The organism is Natrononativus sp. DTA114 (assembly GCF_059736515.1).
Genome location: NZ_JCASSN010000005.1, coordinates 90,176 through 106,664 on the forward strand (window position 1 = coordinate 90,176; position 16,489 = coordinate 106,664).

Genomic DNA, 16,489 nt, shown 5'->3' on the forward strand with positions numbered 1-16,489 from the left:
TCATTCACAAGTGCTTATAGCTTCTGGATGTCCCCGCTGGAATACAGATGCGAAGAAAAACCGGCTGGTCGACGGCCCGCGGCTTGTAGCCTGCTACTCTGCAGACCAGCTCGCGGTTAGCGGGATGCGAACGTCGTCGTCCTCGTGGATCACGTGGTGATAGCCGCCGTCCTCGAGTTGCTCCGCGTCGACGAAGTCCCGAGTGAACGTCTTCTCGCCGACGTCGACGGTGACGATATTACCCTCACCATCCTCGAGCCCCTCGATCGGGTACACGCCATTGCCACGGCCGCGCTGGCCGCGGGCTCCGATCGGGTCCTTCGGATCCGGGTCGTCGCGCCACGGGTTGGAGTCGTCATTGTCGACGTAGACGAAGCCAGCGTGGCGGTCGATCTCGCGGCGTCCGCGCATGAGCTGGACGTCAAGCTCGTTTTCGAGAGTCATTTCTCGAGTGAAGTCCCTGACGGCGCCGCCGACGAACCCCTGCAACTCGTCGATACTCGCGTCGCTGTCGAGCGCTTCGAGCTTCGTCCCGTCGTGGACGTACGCGTATTCAGATTCGCCGTCTTCCTCGCAGTAGACACCGAAGAAGCCCTTGAACCTGAAGGTATCGTCAACGACGACCACGTCGTCCTCGTGGGGTGCGATGACCACGTAGTCCGTCCTGCCGGTAGTGAGTTCGACCTTCACGGCGTGACCGTTCCCACCCTCGACCGGCACCTGCTCGGCGGTATCAACGATACGCTCGCCCTCGAAGTGCTCGATGATCGAGAGGAATGCGCTCTCGATATCGTTGCCCTGGCGGCGAAGGAGCGCGTACGGCATCGTTTCGGGGTTCCCGCCGAGCTGTGGCGGGTGGCCGTCTGCCAACGCAACCTCGTCGAAGTCGCCAAAGGAAGTGAGCCGCATGTGGACATCTTCGGCGTCGTCACTCCGGTAGCCCCAGAAGTCTTCGAGGTCAAACTCGATAGCGACTTTCGATCCGGGGTCGTCGTCGCGGGCGACGTTCGTGAGGTAGTTGAAGCCGCTCCCGACTTCCTGGTTGTACTCCGTGTTCTCCCCGTAGTCGGGCTTGGGAACGTCCTCGCCGGCGTACGTCCCGCCGTCTTGTTCCACGAGGTCGACGCCCTCAGCGGACGAGTCGCCTGGTGCGCCGTGGAAGCTGAACACGTGGTCGTTCCCGCCGACGATACGGAAGAGGTCGACCGCGTAGGAGTGTTCCTCGTCCACGGTAATCATCGCTGTCGTGCGGCGGTACTCATCGCAATGCCGGTAGGCGTGTGGCGCCTCGACATCGATCAGGTTGACGCGCTCGTCGTCGCCCTCGAAGTGACGCGGGTGTGCCGCCCACTGCGGGTCCTGCATGGATTCGTCGACTACGACCGTGTTGTGACTGATCGTGTTCTCAGTCCAGTTGAGCCGCTTGGGCCAACTGCCGGTCTCCTCGGGATAACCGAGGTCCGGCGAGAGTTCGATGTCGTGGGCTGCGACGCCGAGGTTCAGCGTATCGGCGTGGTTGTGCGCAGTACCGCCAGCGTCGTTGTTGTTCCGGCCGTAGTACATCCAGAACGCACGCTTGTGGTTACTGTCGGACTCCTCGCGGGCGGCCTCATCGGCCAGCGAGATGTCGTACAGGGCCATATTCTGACCGCCGGAGTCCTCGTTCGTGCCGACCAGCTCCCAGCGCATCTCGTTGGTTCCCTCGACCAGGTCCACCTCGTAGATGATGTTACCGGGCGAGAAGCTGTCGTAGAAGTCGACGGTGTCGACGTGCTCGCCGTTGATCTCCAGGTCGTAGGTACCGTAGGTGTCGCTCCACAGCGCGTGGATGTCGAACTCGTAGGAGCCACCTTCCGGCACGTCGAACTCGAAGGTCCACCAGTCACCCTCCTCCTCGGGTTCGAATTGAATCGCGTCGTCGAAGCTGTCGTCGACCGGTGCCGACGCCTCGACGAACAGGTTCGAGGTGTCGTAGTCGAGTTCGACGCCGACGTCGTCGTCCAGACCCAGCGAGTACAGCGCCATCTTGTACTCATTGGCGTCCTCGTTGTTGCCGACGTTCTCCCAGCGCATCTCGTTGGTCCCGTCGGCGAGGTCGAGCGTGTACGTCAGCGTCTGTCGACCGTCGCCGCCCGCGTAGAAGTCGACGGTGTCGACGTGTTCGTCGTTGACGTACAGCTCGTAAATGCCGTAGGAAGCGGGGCCGAACAGTGCATCGACTGCCACCTCGTACGTCCCAGCCTGGGGGGCCTCGAACTCGAAGCTCCACTGCTCTCCTTCTTGTTCGCCCTCGAGTTGGATCGCCTCGTCGAAACTGTCGTCGACCGCAGTTGAGGCCTCGACGAACAGTTGAGAGGTGTCGTAGGTAACCTCTGTGTCGGTGCCGATCGTGTGATTCTCGCCGTCGCGGAGTGCCGCGAATCCGAAGCCGGCGAGGTTCTGGCTCGGTAGGTCCAGCGGCCCCTCGGCGTCGATGATCGCCTGCAGTTCGTCGTCGAGTCCTTCGGGGTCCTCGTCGTAGATCGACCCGCGAATACCTGCCGTCGAGTAGCCATTGGAGCGGTGCCACAGCTGAGCGAAGATGGTGTCTCCCGATACTTCGTAGCCGTCCTGGACTCCAGACGTACTCCAGGCGGTGCTTGTCGGTGAGTGTTCGTTGCCGAGTTCGGGCGTGAGGCCGTCCAGCAACAGCAGGTCGGAGTTTTGCTTGAGCGCCTGCTGGAACTTTGGATGCTGGTAGAGGTCGGCGCCTTCGAAGCCGTCGTACCCCTTCAGCGCCTCCGCCACCTGGCGCACGTTGGACATGTTGATCCGGTTGTAACCGGGGGCAGCCTCGTGCCAGTAGCCGTCGCGGTCACACACGTTCACGACGGGGATAAGCAGCTCGCCGCCAGTCATGATCCAGTTTTCGGGCTCCTCGTCCCAGACGTCGCCCTCGAAGACCTGACCGCCTGGTTGGAACAACCACTCCAGCGCCTCGCGTGTGTAGCCGTCTTCGCGAACGTCGTCCTGAATGCGTGCGGACACCGCTACGGCGGGACGCTGGCCTCTGTCCGGTCGGAGGTCACAATCCTCAGCGGCCGTGAGGATCTCCTGGATCCAGTTCTCCTCGATGTTCTCTCGGATCGCCCGAACGGAGTCCTTGTTCTCGAGCCCAGGGAACTCCGCAGTCTTCCCTTGGAGGAATCCAAGCACCTCGTCAGCCACTGCGTCGTCGTCGAGCGCGGGGAAGAAGGCGTCGTAAGCCGGCATGAGGTTCAGCTGGAGGTTCCCCTCCCAGCCACTGCCGATGATCTTGCCTGTCTGGAGTCCACCGGTGTTGTTCCAGAACCCATCCATTTGTCCATAGACACCGGTCCACATCTCCGGGTAGACGTCGGCGATCCGGTCGAGCATGACGAGCCCAGGGATCGCGTACTTCGGGTCCCCGGTTAACAGGTAGGCATCCGTGAGTGCGACGATGATCCGCCGGATTCCACCGGGTCGCCACGTGAACCAGTGGTTGTGGTACGCGACGACGTTCCAGCGGTGGCCCTCGCCGTGCCCGAGGTCACCGTCCTCGTCGATCCAGCCCCAGCCGTCGTCGACGCCCCACCCTTCGCCCATCTCGGGGTGTTCCTCGTTGACGAGCAGTGAGTCGTCCGCGAGTTCGGGATCGAACATCCCACGGTCGTCATGGCCGCTCTGTCGATACGCCTCGAAGTCGTTCGTCGGGAGGACGAAGTTCCCGTCGCCGTGGGGGTTGTCGACGGCCGTTTCGACTTTGAACCGGCGGTCGGTTCCGGACGACGATCTCCCTCCGAGCGTCTCGCGCTCCGCTGCGACGCCGCCACCCCGCGGCACCTTCTGTGAGGTGACGAGCGACCACAACGCGTCGAGGTCCGGGTCGTCAGCATCGCCCGCGTACTCTTCCAAATAGCTGTCCGCCGAGTCGACGGCGCTGTCGCGCTCGTTTTCCGCCCAGTCGTATCGTCCGATGTTCGCCTGTGCGTTCTCACGATCCTCCTCGCTCCACATCGTCGGCCGCGTCTTGAGGTGGTACCGCTCGTCGTCCTCGTCGGCCGTTACACTGCTCGAGGCCAGCAACCCGCCGACCAGCCCGGCACTCGTCGTCGCTAGCATCGATCGTCGGGAGAGATCGAACGTTGTCGCCCGATCGACGACCGAACACAGCCGGTCGTGCGTCCACTCGCCGCTGCCATCGCCCTGCTCGTTACGTGACATCGTTAAGCACGAGAGACTATACCAAAATATAGACGATGGGTATCGGCAATCGCCTCGTCCCACTACCGTCGATGGCGAACGTTTCGGCCCATCCGCCTGCAGTGCGGTTCGAGGCCGACGCTTCTCAGGGTCGGTCGATTACGCCCCGTCCCTCGCGGTCTGCGACCTCACAGAGCCACTCGAGGGTGTCGACGTACGCCTCGACGGTTTCGGGGTAAACGGCCTCGTTTTCGGACTGGAGCCCGGTGAGCGTCTCGAGGGTTTCCTCGTATCCCGCTCGCGCGGCCGCCGGCGCGCGATCACCGAGCGAGGCGTTGGCGTGAGCCCACGGCTCCTTGCCCGACCGTCGCCAGTTCGTCGGCACGATCAATCCACCGAGATCCCGGTAGATGTCGAATCCGTCGGGCAGGAACGGCCCGAGCGCGTGGCGCGTCACCGCCTGCGAGAACGCCGCTCTGTCGGCGTGGGGCTCCGGGTTCCAGAGTCGATCCGCGAAAATCGGGATGGCGGAGGGAAGCGCTCGCTCGAAGTAGGCGCGGCGCTCCTCGCTCGAGGGCTCCCACGCGAGCAGTTCCCCGCCCTGGACCTGCGAGGCGCGTTCCTCGGGGACCGCCGGCCGCCGTCGGGGTGCCCAGCCGAGCATGTACTCCTCGGAGATCCACCCCCTGACGTAGGCGGCGTGAACGTAGGAATTGAGGACGTCGAACCCTTCCTCGAGGAAGCGCTCCATGCTACAGCCCTCGACCGGGCCGCGACCGGGGCCCGCTACCCGCCAGAACTGGATCAGGATATCTCGAGGGAGGTCCGGTGACTCCGAGATATCGATCTGATCGTTCCACATGATCGTCCGCCGGTCGCGGGCCTCGAGGAAGTCGTGGAGATGGCGGACGAAGGCGTAGAAGTGCTCCCTGACCGTTTCGCTGCCGTCGTCGGTCATCTTCTCCCGACAGTCGACACATTCGTCCCACGAGCGGCCGTGCATCTCCCACTCGTCGCCGCCGATGTGGACGTACTCGAACGGGAACCGCTCGATCGCCTCCACGAGCAGCGTCTCGACGAACTCGTACGTCTCCGCACAGCCGATACAGATCGTCCGGTCGGCCGCCTCACCGTCCGGAACGGTACACCGGAGTTCGGGGTAGCGCTCGATGACGTGTGTCGCGTGGGCCGGTACGTCGATCTCCGGAACGATCTCGATCCCGCGCTGGCTCGCGTACGCGACCAGTTCCTCGATGTCGGCCGCCGAGTACGCCGGTCGCTCCGTGCCGTCGATGTCCTGATTCAGCTTCGGGTAGGCCGCTGACTCGAGGGCGTACCCCTCGTCGTCGAGCAGGTGGAGGTGCAGCCGGTTGTACTTCGCGCGGGCGGCCTGATCGATGCGGCGTTTCACCTGCTCGACCGGGAGGTAGCCCCGAGCGGGATCGAGCATGAACCCGCGCCACTCCGTCTCCGGCCAGTCGTGGATCTTGCAGGCGGGGAGCGTCCACAGCTCTCCCGCCGCTCCGTCATCTTCGACCGCGAGCGAGGTCACGAGGGTCTGACAGCCGTGGCGCAGTCCAGCAGGTGTCGACGCGCTGATCGTAACCCGCTCGCTGTCGGTGTTGGCCTCTAGGACGTACCCCTCCGGATCGTCGAACCGGTCTGCGGGGTCGGCTTCGAGCAGTAATCGAACGTTCGGCTCCGCGCTGCCGTTGGCACAGACGACGGAGCCGTTCGTCTCGCGCTCGAGCAACGTTGCAAGCAGCGCCGCCACCGACTCGCTCTCGCCTCCGCTCGTTTCGACGACGAACGGGGACTCGAGTCGGATGTCGTCCGATCGCATTTCGACGTGTCGCGGCCGCGGAACTGCGGCTAGTTCTTTACTCGTCATCGATATCACCGCTTGCTGGGTCGCGTCGGCCGTTCGTCGCTGTCGAAGATCTGTCGCTGGAAGCCCCAGTCCAGGCCGGCGGTGAGTCCGCCGTCGACGACGAGATGTGTGCCGTTGACGAACGACGCCATCTCCGAGACGAGAAACAGCGTCGCGTCGGCGACCTCCTCCGGGCGACCGAAGCGGCCGGCGGGATACTGATCGATCCACTGGTCGCGCTGGGTCCACTCCCCCTCGTCGGTGTCGCGGCTCTCCCCGACCTCGTCCATCTGTCGACCTCGGCGGTCGGTTTCGATGGTCCCCGGACAGACCACGTTCGAGCGGATCCCGTGGCGACCGTACTGGGTCGCGATGAGTCGTGACAGTCCGAGGACGCCGCTTCTGGCCGAGGAGTAGGCGATCTGGCCGATCCCGTCGAGTCCGTTGACCGAGGACATGTGGACGATCGAACCCCCGCCGCTCTCGACCATCGGTGGGAGCACCTCACGGGAGACGAGAAACAGCGACTTGAGGTTGAGTTCGACGGTTCGATCCCAGGCTTCTTCGTCGATCCGGTGGAGATTGTCGTCGTTAATCGACCCGCCGGCGTTGCTCACGAGGCCGTCGATCCCGTCGAAGCGCTCGAGTGTCGCGTCGACCATCGCCTCGATCTCGGCCGGGTCGGTGACGTCACAGGAAACGCCGACCGCGTCGATGTCGTACTCGGTTCTCAGGGCGGCGGCGACGTCAGCCACGTCGTCCTCGCTGCGCGAGGAGACGACGAGGTTCGCGCCCTGGGCTGCGAGTCGATCGACGACTGCCCTGCCGATTCCGCGGGTACCGCCGGTGACGATGATAGTCTCGTCTGCGAGTAGCGGAGTCATCGTCCGTACCGTTGCGAGGGAACCACCTTAACCGATTGGTTGGGGAAACGGGGGGCAGAACTATATATCCGGACCGTCCAGTTACGGAGGATGATCGAGGTCGGAGTCCTTGGACTGGACACCAGTCACCCCGAAAAGTTCGCGAGCATTCTGGGTGACCGCGACGACGTAACCGTTACAGCCGTCTGGGACGGCGGTGAGATACGCGACGACGCGTACACGAACGAGTTCTGTGCTGACCACGACGCGACCCGCTACGACGACCCGCACGCGATGGTCGACGACGTCGACGCGGCCATGATACTGACCGTCGACTGGTGTTCACATCGGACGCTTTCCGTGCCGTTCCTCGAGGCAGGGGTACCGACGATGATCGACAAACCGTTGGCCGGTTCGGTCACCGACGTCGACGCCATCGAGGCCGCAGCGGTGCGCGGTGAGGCGCCGCTGTACGGTGGTTCCGCGGTTCCGTTTCATCCGGATCTCGAAGCGTTGACCGGGATGAACCCGAAGACGGTATTCTGTTCGGGCTACGGCGATCCCTTCTACTACGGCGTTCACCTGGTCGATACGATCCGGTACGTGATCGGCGCCGACTGGACGCGAATCGAACCGATCGACGGCGCCGGTCGGGTCGCGATGGTCCACTTCGTCGACGGCTCGACGGTCACGCTTCGGTTCGACGGCCCCGAGGAAGAGGGAACCTTTGCCTTCCTCGGCGTCGGCGACCGAACGAACACCGTCCACATCGAGAGCACGATCGCCGAACTCGAGCGGATGTACGATCCGTTCATCGACGGCTTCCTCGAGGCCGCCCGGGGTGAACGCGACGACCGCGAGCGGCTGGTCGACGCTGCTCGCCTGCTGCTCGGCCTGCAGACGGCCTTCGAGGAGGACGAATCGGTGCCGCTCGACGACGTGATGTCGACGGCGACGACCCGCGACAGTACCGCGTTTCTGGCTAACTACGAGCCGTACTACTGATTCACTCGCTCAGTCGTCGTCGGAACCCGGCGGACGCGGCGAGAGTTCGCCGCGTTCGACCATCGACACCAGCGGATTGTCCTCGATCTCGAGCGGCAGGTCGACGCGGCCGCGACGCCGCGAGGACTCGTAGCCGGCGAAGATGATCTCCATCGCCGCGAGCGCCCGCCGCGCGCTCAGTTCGGGTTCGTCGCCGGTCTCGAGACCTCGGACGACGGCGCGGGTCGCGGCGGGGACGTCCGAGAACGGGCCGTCGGTCACGATCTCCTCCCAGGGTTCGGTGTCGCCGGGTTTGAGCCGGAGCTGTGCGTCGCCCGGCGGGTTGAGCCGAATCTCGCCGTCGGTGCCGAGCACCCGGAGGTCGCAGTCGATAAAGTCGGCGTCGTCTCCCATCGCCGCGACGGCGTCGGCCCCGCCCTCGTAGTGCCAGCGGACGAACGCCTCGTTCTCGTTGTGGACGCCGTAGCGGACGTTCTCGGTCCGGTAGTCGAGCTGTCCGATGACCCACTCCGCCGGCAGGTCGCCGAGGACGGCGTTGCAGACGTCGATGAAGTGGGTTCCAGAGTCGAAGAGGTTCCTCGTGGTGAGTTCGACCCGGTCGACGTCGCCGATCGCGCCCTCGTCGACGAGGGTGCCGAGTCGTTGGGTCGGCGCTGCGACCCGTCGCTGGTGGTTGAAGGTTAGTTGTACGCCCTCGCGCTCGCACACCGCCTTCATCCGTCGGCTGTCGGCCATCGTGGCGGCCATCGGCTTCTCGCAGTGGATCGCCGCCGGCCGGTCGTCATGTTCCGCACAGGCGACGACGATCTCCGCGTGCGTCGGCACTGGCGTGCTGACGCTCACGATATTCGGGCTCGTCGCCTCGAGCATCCGCTCGAAGTCCGTGAACACGTTCGCCGGGTCGATCCCGTACCGATCGGCGAACGCGAGGGCGTTCTCTTCGACCAGATCCGCACAGGCGGTCAGTCGACACGCGGACTGCTGTTCGTACCCCTCGGCGTGGCGGTAGGCCATCGCAGCGCTCTCGCCCCAGACGGGGTTCTCCGGCTCCGGACCCGTTCCGATGAATGCGATCTCGTACTCGCTCACAGTGGCCTCACTCTTGGAGATGGGCAAATAGGTTCCGGCGATCGGAACGGCGTTGCGACGTTCCCAACGGGCCGCCCCCCGCCAGCGCTCGCTCGAGCGGTGGATTTAGGACGGTAGCGGCGAACTGGGTGAGGTATGAGCCTCGAGTTACTCGTCGAGAACGCCCGGATCGTCGACGGGACCGGTGCCCCCTGGTTCCGCGGGACGGTCGGCGTCACCGACGGTCGGATCAGTCACGTGAGCAGAGCCCAGGACCACGGTCTCGACGCGGAGGCGCGGATCGACGCCGCCGGTAGTGTCGTCGCGCCGGGCTTCATCGACGCCCACTCTCACTCGGATCTGAAGCTGTTTGCCGATCCCGCCCTCGCGCCGAAGACCCGCCAGGGGATCACCACCGAAATTCTCGGCCAGGACGGGTTCTCGATGGCCCCGCTGTACGACGAGGACGGCATCGACTCCTGGCAGGAGTATCTGAGCGGCCTCGCCGGCCGCCTCGAGGGCGAGTGGATCTGGAACTCGATGGCCGAGTATCTGGACGCGATCGACGACGCCGATATCGCGCCCAACGTCGCCACGCTCGTCGGCCACGGCACCGCCCGCTACGAGGTGCTTGGCATGGACGACGTCGAACCCGAGGAGGCCGACCTCGAGGCGATGGCTGATCTGGTCGCGGAGGGGCTCGCCGACGGCGCGATCGGCTTCTCGACGGGACTGGTGTACACGCCGCAGGTGTACTCGGATACCGACGAAGTCGCCCGGCTGGCGGCCGAACTGAAACCGCACGGCCGGCCGTTCGTTGCTCACATCCGAAGCGAGGGCCGCTGGATCTGGGAGGCCTTAGACGAGTTCTTCGATATCGGCGCCGACCACGGCATCCCGGTGCACATCTCTCACTTCAAACTCACCGGGAGCGCCCAGCACGGGAAGACCGACCGACTGCTCGCGCTGGTCGAAACCGCCCGCGAGCGCGGGATCGACGTCACGGCGGATCAGTACCCCTACGCCGCCGGCAGCAGCATGCTCACCGCTCTCTTGCCGCCGTGGGCGCAGTCGGACGACGCTGCGGAGCTACGGGCGACGCTGTCGGACCCCGACAAGCGCGAGGAGATCCGCCGAGACATCGAGGAGTGGCGGATCGACGGCTGGCAGAACGTCGCCGGCAAGACCGGCTGGGACCGTATCCAGGCGACGAACCTCACCTCCGAGACGTTCCGCGAGTCGGGCGGCGAGACGATCGCGGCGCTCGCGAGCGACCGGGGCATCGAACCGGTCGACGCGCTCTGTGAGGTGTTGCTCGCCGAGGATCTCGAGGCCTCGATGATCGCCCACGGGCTGGTCGAACCCGACGTTCGGGCGATCATGGGAAGCGACCGGGTCGCGGTCGGCACCGACGGCCTGTTCGGCGCTCGTCCTCACCCGAGGGTGTACGGCTCGTTCCCTCGCGTTCTCGGCCACTACGTCCGCGAGGAGAACGTCCTCTCCCTCGAGGAGGCCGTCTACAAGATGACGGCGCTCCCCGCTCGAGCGATGGGGCTGGACTCGAAGGGAGTCCTCCGGCCGGGGCTCGACGCGGATCTGGTGGTCTTCGATCCGGCGACCGTCGACGACCGGGCTACATTCGACGACCCAGAACGCTTCCCGATCGGCATCGAGCACGTGATCGTCGACGGCGTACCGATCGTTTCCAAGGGCGAAGACACCGGTGCTCGCCCCGGCGGCGCGATTCGGGCCTGAGAGCGGGCTATCGCGCGGAGCGGTTCGGCCAGGGGTCGACTCACGCTCCGACTTCCGGCGGGATGACCGAAAGAACGTTAGTGTGTGGGGACAACCCTCGAGGCACAATGCGAACGGTACGATTCGAAGACCCAACGGGCTACGCGCGACGCGGCGAGTGGACCGACGACGGAATCGTCGCGAACGGCAAAACGTACGACACAGCGGAGGTAAACGTCCTCCCGCCGACCGAACCGACGAAGGTCGTCTGCCAGGCCGGCGGCTACATGGACCACCGCGAGGAGTCCGGGTTCGAGGACCGCCCCGAGCGCCCGGAACTGTTCCTGAAGACGCCAAACTGCGTGGTCGCCCACGACGACGCCATCGAACTGCCGCCCGGACGCGAGAGCGTGGAGTTCGAGGCCGAGTTCGGCATCGTCATCGACGAGCAGTGTCGCGGTGTCTCGGAAGAGGAGGCGATGGAGTACGTGGCGGGCTTCACCTGCGTCAACGACATCTCGAACCGCGACGACCAGGAACAGGAGCGTAACTGGGTCCGCGGCAAAGCGTTCGACGCATCCTGTCCGATCGGCCCCGTCGTGGCGAGTCCCGACGAGGTGCCCGACGACGCCACCCTCACCCTCCGACTCAACGGCGAGACGAAACAGGAGACCACCCGCGAGCACATGATCTTCTCCGTGCCGGAACTCGTCGCGGACGTGAGCGAACTCATCACGCTCGAGCCCGGCGACGTGATCGCCACCGGCACGCCGTTCGGTCCGGACGAACTCGCCCCCGGCGATACCGTCGAGGTGGAATTCGACGGCGTCGGCGTCCTCGAGAACCACGTGATCGCCCGATGACGCTGGACGGAGACACGATCTACGACGACCTCGGCGTGCCGCCCGTCGTCAACGCGACGGGGACGAAAACTCGGATCGGTGGGACGCTGATCAGAGAGGAAGCCCTCGAGGCGATGAACCGGGCGGCCGAAGCGTTCGTCCGCATCTCCGACCTGCAGGCAGCCGCATCGGAGCGGATCGCCGAGGCGACCGGTGCGGAGGCGGGCTACGTCACGAACGGCGCGAGTTCGGCGCTCACGCTGGCCGCGGCGGCCAGTATCGCGGGCGACGACCTCGGGGCGATGGCCCGACTGCCCGACACGGAGGGCGTTCCGAGCGAGATCATCGTTCCGCGGACCCACCGGAACGGCTACGATCACGCGCTCCGCGTCGCGGGTGCGGAGATCGTCGACGTCGGCGGCAACGACTACCACCTCGGAACCGGCTCGGAGAACACCGAACTCTGGGAAATCGAGGACGCGATCACCGAGGAGACGGCGGCGATCGGCTATATGGAGAAACCGTTCACCCAGCCCCCGCTCCCCGAGGTCTGCGAGATCGCCCACGCCCACGATGTGCCGGTGATCGTCGACGCCGCGGCGGAACTGCCGCCGACGGAGAACCTCCGGAAGTACACCGACCAGGGCGCGGATCTCGTCGCCTTCAGCGGCGGGAAAGCAATCCGCGGCCCGCAGTCCTCGGGCATCCTCGCCGGCCGCGAGGACCTCATCAAATCCGTCGCCCGCCAGCATCTCGACATGCACGCCGCGGAGGCGGCCTACGAACCGCCGGAGAGTCTCGTCGACGTCGAGGAACTGCCCGGCGTCCCCCGCCAGGGGATCGGCCGCTCGATGAAAGTCGGCAAGGAGGAACTCGCCGGGCTGATCGCCGCCCTCGACGCCTTCATCGAACAGGACGACGCGGCCGTCCTCGCCGAGTGGCACGACCGCGCCGAGCGGATCGCTGCGGCCCTCGGGCCCGTCGACGGCCTCGAGGCCGAACTCGCGAACGCCGGCAAGACGGAGGCGGTCACCTCGGTGACTGTCACGGTGGCCGAATCGGCACCCGTCGATGCCACTGCCATCGTTCACGGACTGCGCCAGGAGAACCCGCGCGTATTCGTCGGCGCTGACGACCTGCACCTGTCGCAGTTCACGATCAACCCGCGGTGCCTGCCCGAGGAGGAGGTCGACTACGTCGTCGATCGGATCGCCGCGAACGCGGGCGGCGAGTAGTCGGATCGCTGCTGTCACCTTTCAGTTTTCGGCCGCTCGTCGATCGCAGGTTCTGGCGTACTCGAGGAAGTTGTCGAACACCACTTTTGCGTCTGCGGCTGCCGCGGCGTTCTCGTCGGTGATCCCCTCGAGCACCCCGTCGATCCGCTCGTCGGGAAGGTCCTTGCCGCGCGTCACTCGGACCGCGGTGTCGCGGTCGTATTCCGGGTGAAACTGCACCCCGAAGACCCGATCCTTGCGAAAGGCCTGGATCGAGTAGTCGTTTTCGGCGAGCACGTCGGCGCCGGGCGGGAGCGCGACGACTTCGTCGGAGTGGGTCGCGAAGGCGAGAAAGCGCTCGGGAAGTCCCTCGAGAAGTTCCGAATCGCGTGTTCGTTCCATCTCGCGGTAGCCGAGTTCGTACTCGCCCATATCCCGGACCTCGCCGCCGAGGGTCTGTGCGAGTAGCTGGTGACCGAAGCAGACGCCGAAGATCGGCAGGTCGCGCTCGATCGCACCCTCAAGCCAGTCTGAGAGCGGCGGAATCCACTCCTCGTCGCCGTAGGCGGCCGCGGCTGACCCACTCACGAGTACGGCACCCCACTCGTAGTGTTCCGGTAGGTCCCCCTGGCTGACCGCGAACGAGGCGACGTCGGCGGCCACGTCGCGTTCGAAGTTCCGGTCGGTCGCCTCGTCGTTGAAGGAGGCGTTCAGCAGCGCCACGCGTAGCGAATCCATCGTGGTGGGAACATCCTCTCGAAACGTAATGAAGGTTGGCCTCGAGACGACCTGCGCTTCGACCGCCCCGAGTCACCGCTCGAGCGTTCCATCTCGAAAACCCCGGTTTACTCCCGAAACCGCGCCCTACAGCTCCTCGAGCGCGACTGCTCGCCCCCGATCGCTGGACTCGTAGATCGCCTCGAGCACCCGCTGGACGGTCAGCGCCTCCTCGACCGTGCCGCTCGGTTCGCGCGTACCGTCGACCATCTCAAGGAACGCCTTGGCTTCCCGCGCGTACATGTCGATAGCCTCGGCCCGAACGGGTTCCGGTTCAGTGTCGGGGTCCGCATCTACGAGCGTTAGATCGGCTTCGCTCACGTCGAATCGCACCCCGGACTCAGTGCCCCGGAGCACGCAGGCTCTCGAGGGCTCTGCGGTACCGTGCCAGGCGACGTCGACGGTGATCGTCTTTCCGTCGGCACACCGGAGGAAGGCGCTCGCGGAGTCGTCTACGTCGTACTCGCCGAACGCCGAGCGGACCTGCCCGCTGACCTCGAGAACGTCGGGATACTCGAGCAGGTGCAGTGCGAGGTCGATCACGTGGACGCCCAGATCCATCAGGACGCCGCCGCCGGCGAGTTCCTCGTCGACGAACCAGCCGCCGTTTCGCGGCACGCCGCCGCGTCGGAGGTAGTCGACGCTGACGTCCGAGAGCGAGCCGAACCGCCTGTCTTCGCGGAGAGAAATCGCCCGCTCCGTCGGGACGGCAAAGCGCATCGTGAAGCCGACCGCACAGAACCCCGCTGCCTCGCGGGCGGCCGCCGCGATCCGTTCGGCGCTCTCGAGTGAGTGCGCCATCGGTTTCTCGAGCAGCACGTCGACGCCGGCCTCGAGCGCGTCGACGGCGATCTCCTCGTGAAAGCGGTTCGGAACGCCGATGATCACCGCGTCGACGTCGGCCTCGAGCAGCGCCTCGTGGTCGGGGTAGGTCGGGGCGTCGAACTCGTCGGCGAACGTCTCGCGGGCCTCGGCGTCGAGGTCAGCGCCGAGGAGGTCACAGTCGAGGGGCTGGAGTCGCGTCGCGTGGATCCGCCCGATGGTTCCCAGGCCGACGATTCCGACTCGCGGTGGTGTTTCGATACTCATTGTGGGACGTTCACACGGGCTGGTGCAAAAAGCTGCGTCATCCGGTGGCTGCAGATGATCACTCCGTGACTCCGTTCCGTACCTGTCTACCGGACCGGTGGCTCCTCGTGTGCCTCGAGGTACTCCCTCGCACCCTCCCGGATCACGTCCTCCGGTCCGACCACGCAGTCGTGTCTGAGGTCGGGGAACTCGCCCTCGAGCAGCGCTTCGACCTCACCCTCGAGGGCCGCCGCCTCCTCGATAGACCGGCCCTCGAGGTGGTCGGTGAGAAGACTCGCGACCGCCGTCGATACCGCACAGCTCTCGCTCTCGAAGCCGAGTTCCTCGATCGTGCCGTCGGAGGCGACGAAGACGTGAAACTCGCCCTCGTCGCCACAGGAGGTCTCCGCGGAGTGTTTCGTGAAGCTGGGGTTCGCGAGGCCGCCAGCGTTCTGGCGATCCCCATGATGTGCAAGGATCGAGTCGTGGTAGGACGACTCGAGATACCCCTCAAGTTCGTCGGCCGCGTCGTCGACGGCCGCGAGCAGCAGGTCGATCTCGTCGGTGGTGTTGTAGATATAGAAGGAGGCACGGGCCGAGCCGGGAATCGAGAGAATGTCGTGTAGCGGCTGCGTGCAGTGGTCGCCCGCCCGGACCGCGATGCCGCGGCGGTTCAGCAGCGACGAGAGGTCGTGGCCGTGGACGCCGTCGACGTTGAACGCGACGACGCCGGTCCGTTCCTCGCCCGCCGGCGGGCCGTAGGTTTCGACGTGATCGCGCTCGTCCAGGCGCTCGAGGGCGTACTGGGCGAGTTCGTTCTCGTGGTCGCGGATGGTGTCCATTCCGATTTCCTCGAGGTAGTCCGCCGCCGCGGCCAGGGCGATCCCCTCGGCGATCGGCGGCGTGCCGGCCTCGAACTTCCAGGGGAGGCCGTTCCAGGACGAGTCCGCGAAGGTAACGTGGCGGATCATTTCGCCGCCGAAGAGGAACGGGTCCATCTCCTCTAAGACCTCGCGTTTGCCGTAGAGGCCGCCGATGCCGGTCGGCCCGGCCATCTTGTGCCCCGAGAAGGCGAAGAAGTCGGCGTCCATCGCCTCGACGTCGATCGGTCTGTTGGGTGCGGACTGGGCGCCGTCGACGAGCACGTGGGCGTCGTGTTCGTGCGCGAGATCCGCGATCTCTCGGACGGGGTTGACAGTCCCGAGGACGTTCGAGACGTGAACAACGGAGACGATCGCGGTGCTGGGACCGATGACTTCGGCGGCATGGGCCATATCGAGGCGGCCGTCGTTGTCGACCCGGATGAAGCGGAGGGTGGCGCCAGTCTTTTTCGCCACCTGCTGCCAGGTGACGAGCGAGGCGTGGTGTTCCATCTCCGTCGTGACGATCTCGTCTTCGGGGCCGAGTTCGTTCACACCCAGACCATAGGCGACGAGATTGATGCTCTCGGTCGTGTTCTTCGTGAAGATCATCTCCTCACGGCCCCCGCTCGCGCCGACGAACTCCGCGAGGCGGTCGTGGGCTTCCTCGTAGGCGACCGAGGCCTCGTGGCTCAGTCCGTGAATGCCGCGGTGGATGTTCGCATTATAGCCACCGTAGAACTCCTCGTAGACGCGGTACACCTGCTCGGGCGTCTGCGTGGTCGCCGCGTTGTCGAGATAGACCAGCGGTTGGTCGTCGATCCGACGCTCGAGTATCGGGAAGTCTTTCCTGATTGCCGATACGTCAGGGTCCATGCTCGACTGTTCGGTGGCAACGACATAAATCTACGCAGTCGTCTCGCTGCAGTCACTCGAATTGCGCCCGGTAAGAGGGGGCTACCCGAGCCGTTCGGCGCGACCGGAT

The 16,489-nt window shown here is 65.6% G+C and carries 11 protein-coding genes; 4 read left to right on the plus strand and 7 right to left on the minus strand.

From position 1 onward, the window contains the following. Positions 1 to 93 precede the first annotated feature (93 nt). The 3 genes from AC6I6S_RS18000 to AC6I6S_RS18010 all read right to left on the minus strand — a co-directional run bounded on the left by AC6I6S_RS18000 (position 94) and on the right by AC6I6S_RS18010 (position 6,957). Positions 94 to 4,224, minus strand: coding sequence for a heparinase II/III domain-containing protein (locus tag AC6I6S_RS18000; RefSeq protein ID WP_497952066.1), 4,131 nt, complete (start codon positions 4,222 to 4,224; stop codon positions 94 to 96). Between the two features lie 124 nt (positions 4,225 to 4,348). Beyond that, complete coding sequence (locus tag AC6I6S_RS18005; protein ID WP_497952067.1) at positions 4,349 to 6,094, minus strand: family 20 glycosylhydrolase; 1,746 nt, start codon at positions 6,092 to 6,094, stop codon at positions 4,349 to 4,351. A 5-nt stretch (positions 6,095 to 6,099) separates the two neighbouring features. Further along, complete coding sequence (locus AC6I6S_RS18010) at positions 6,100 to 6,957, minus strand: SDR family NAD(P)-dependent oxidoreductase (protein ID WP_497952069.1); 858 nt, start codon at positions 6,955 to 6,957, stop codon at positions 6,100 to 6,102. A gap of 90 nt (positions 6,958 to 7,047) precedes the next feature. Here AC6I6S_RS18010 and AC6I6S_RS18015 point away from each other — a divergent pair, with 90 nt between their 5' ends. Continuing rightward, on the plus strand, positions 7,048 to 7,941 hold the full coding sequence (locus AC6I6S_RS18015; RefSeq protein WP_497952070.1) for a Gfo/Idh/MocA family protein: 894 nt from the start codon (positions 7,048 to 7,050) through the stop codon (positions 7,939 to 7,941). 9 nt (positions 7,942 to 7,950) lie between these two features. On the opposite strand, the gene AC6I6S_RS18020 is transcribed toward AC6I6S_RS18015, so the two are convergent. Next, positions 7,951 to 9,030, minus strand: a complete 1,080-nt coding sequence (locus AC6I6S_RS18020; RefSeq protein ID WP_497952071.1) for a Gfo/Idh/MocA family protein — start codon at positions 9,028 to 9,030, stop codon at positions 7,951 to 7,953. A 135-nt stretch (positions 9,031 to 9,165) separates the two neighbouring features. Between AC6I6S_RS18020 and AC6I6S_RS18025 the strand changes: the two genes are divergently transcribed. The 3 genes from AC6I6S_RS18025 to AC6I6S_RS18035 all read left to right on the plus strand — a co-directional run bounded on the left by AC6I6S_RS18025 (position 9,166) and on the right by AC6I6S_RS18035 (position 12,820). After that, on the plus strand, positions 9,166 to 10,764 hold the full coding sequence (locus AC6I6S_RS18025; RefSeq protein ID WP_497952073.1) for an N-acyl-D-amino-acid deacylase family protein: 1,599 nt from the start codon (positions 9,166 to 9,168) through the stop codon (positions 10,762 to 10,764). Between the two features lie 107 nt (positions 10,765 to 10,871). Then, positions 10,872 to 11,606, plus strand: a complete 735-nt coding sequence (locus tag AC6I6S_RS18030) for a fumarylacetoacetate hydrolase family protein (protein WP_497952074.1) — start codon at positions 10,872 to 10,874, stop codon at positions 11,604 to 11,606. Next, positions 11,603 to 12,820: an aminotransferase class V-fold PLP-dependent enzyme gene (locus AC6I6S_RS18035; RefSeq protein WP_497952075.1), complete on the plus strand. Its 1,218-nt coding sequence runs from the start codon at positions 11,603 to 11,605 to the stop codon at positions 12,818 to 12,820. The genes AC6I6S_RS18030 and AC6I6S_RS18035 overlap by 4 nt, the downstream gene beginning before the upstream one ends. Positions 12,821 to 12,841: 21 nt before the next feature. Here AC6I6S_RS18035 and AC6I6S_RS18040 read toward each other — a convergent pair whose 3' ends face one another. The 3 genes from AC6I6S_RS18040 to AC6I6S_RS18050 all read right to left on the minus strand — a co-directional run bounded on the left by AC6I6S_RS18040 (position 12,842) and on the right by AC6I6S_RS18050 (position 16,380). Continuing rightward, positions 12,842 to 13,537, minus strand: coding sequence for a type 1 glutamine amidotransferase (locus AC6I6S_RS18040; protein WP_497952077.1), 696 nt, complete (start codon positions 13,535 to 13,537; stop codon positions 12,842 to 12,844). Positions 13,538 to 13,663: 126 nt separating this feature from the next. Then, entirely contained in the window at positions 13,664 to 14,665 is a 1,002-nt protein-coding gene (locus AC6I6S_RS18045; protein ID WP_497952078.1) for a Gfo/Idh/MocA family protein, read from the minus strand. Between the two features lie 86 nt (positions 14,666 to 14,751). Then, positions 14,752 to 16,380 (minus strand): SufS family cysteine desulfurase, encoded by a 1,629-nt coding sequence (locus AC6I6S_RS18050; protein ID WP_497952079.1) that lies wholly within the window; start codon positions 16,378 to 16,380, stop codon positions 14,752 to 14,754. Positions 16,381 to 16,489: the final 109 nt, after the last annotated feature.

Coding starts and splice junctions, on each gene's coding strand:
- AC6I6S_RS18000 (WP_497952066.1), bottom strand. CDS start 4,224: ATGTCACGTAACGAGCAGGGCGATGGCAGCGGCGAGTGGACGCACGAC.
- AC6I6S_RS18005 (WP_497952067.1), bottom strand. CDS start 6,094: ATGACGAGTAAAGAACTAGCCGCAGTTCCGCGGCCGCGACACGTCGAA.
- AC6I6S_RS18010 (WP_497952069.1), bottom strand. CDS start 6,957: ATGACTCCGCTACTCGCAGACGAGACTATCATCGTCACCGGCGGTACC.
- AC6I6S_RS18015 (WP_497952070.1), top strand. CDS start 7,048: ATGATCGAGGTCGGAGTCCTTGGACTGGACACCAGTCACCCCGAAAAG.
- AC6I6S_RS18025 (WP_497952073.1), top strand. CDS start 9,166: ATGAGCCTCGAGTTACTCGTCGAGAACGCCCGGATCGTCGACGGGACC.
- AC6I6S_RS18030 (WP_497952074.1), top strand. CDS start 10,872: ATGCGAACGGTACGATTCGAAGACCCAACGGGCTACGCGCGACGCGGC.
- AC6I6S_RS18035 (WP_497952075.1), top strand. CDS start 11,603: ATGACGCTGGACGGAGACACGATCTACGACGACCTCGGCGTGCCGCCC.
- AC6I6S_RS18040 (WP_497952077.1), bottom strand. CDS start 13,537: ATGGATTCGCTACGCGTGGCGCTGCTGAACGCCTCCTTCAACGACGAG.
- AC6I6S_RS18045 (WP_497952078.1), bottom strand. CDS start 14,665: ATGAGTATCGAAACACCACCGCGAGTCGGAATCGTCGGCCTGGGAACC.
- AC6I6S_RS18050 (WP_497952079.1), bottom strand. CDS start 16,380: ATGGACCCTGACGTATCGGCAATCAGGAAAGACTTCCCGATACTCGAG.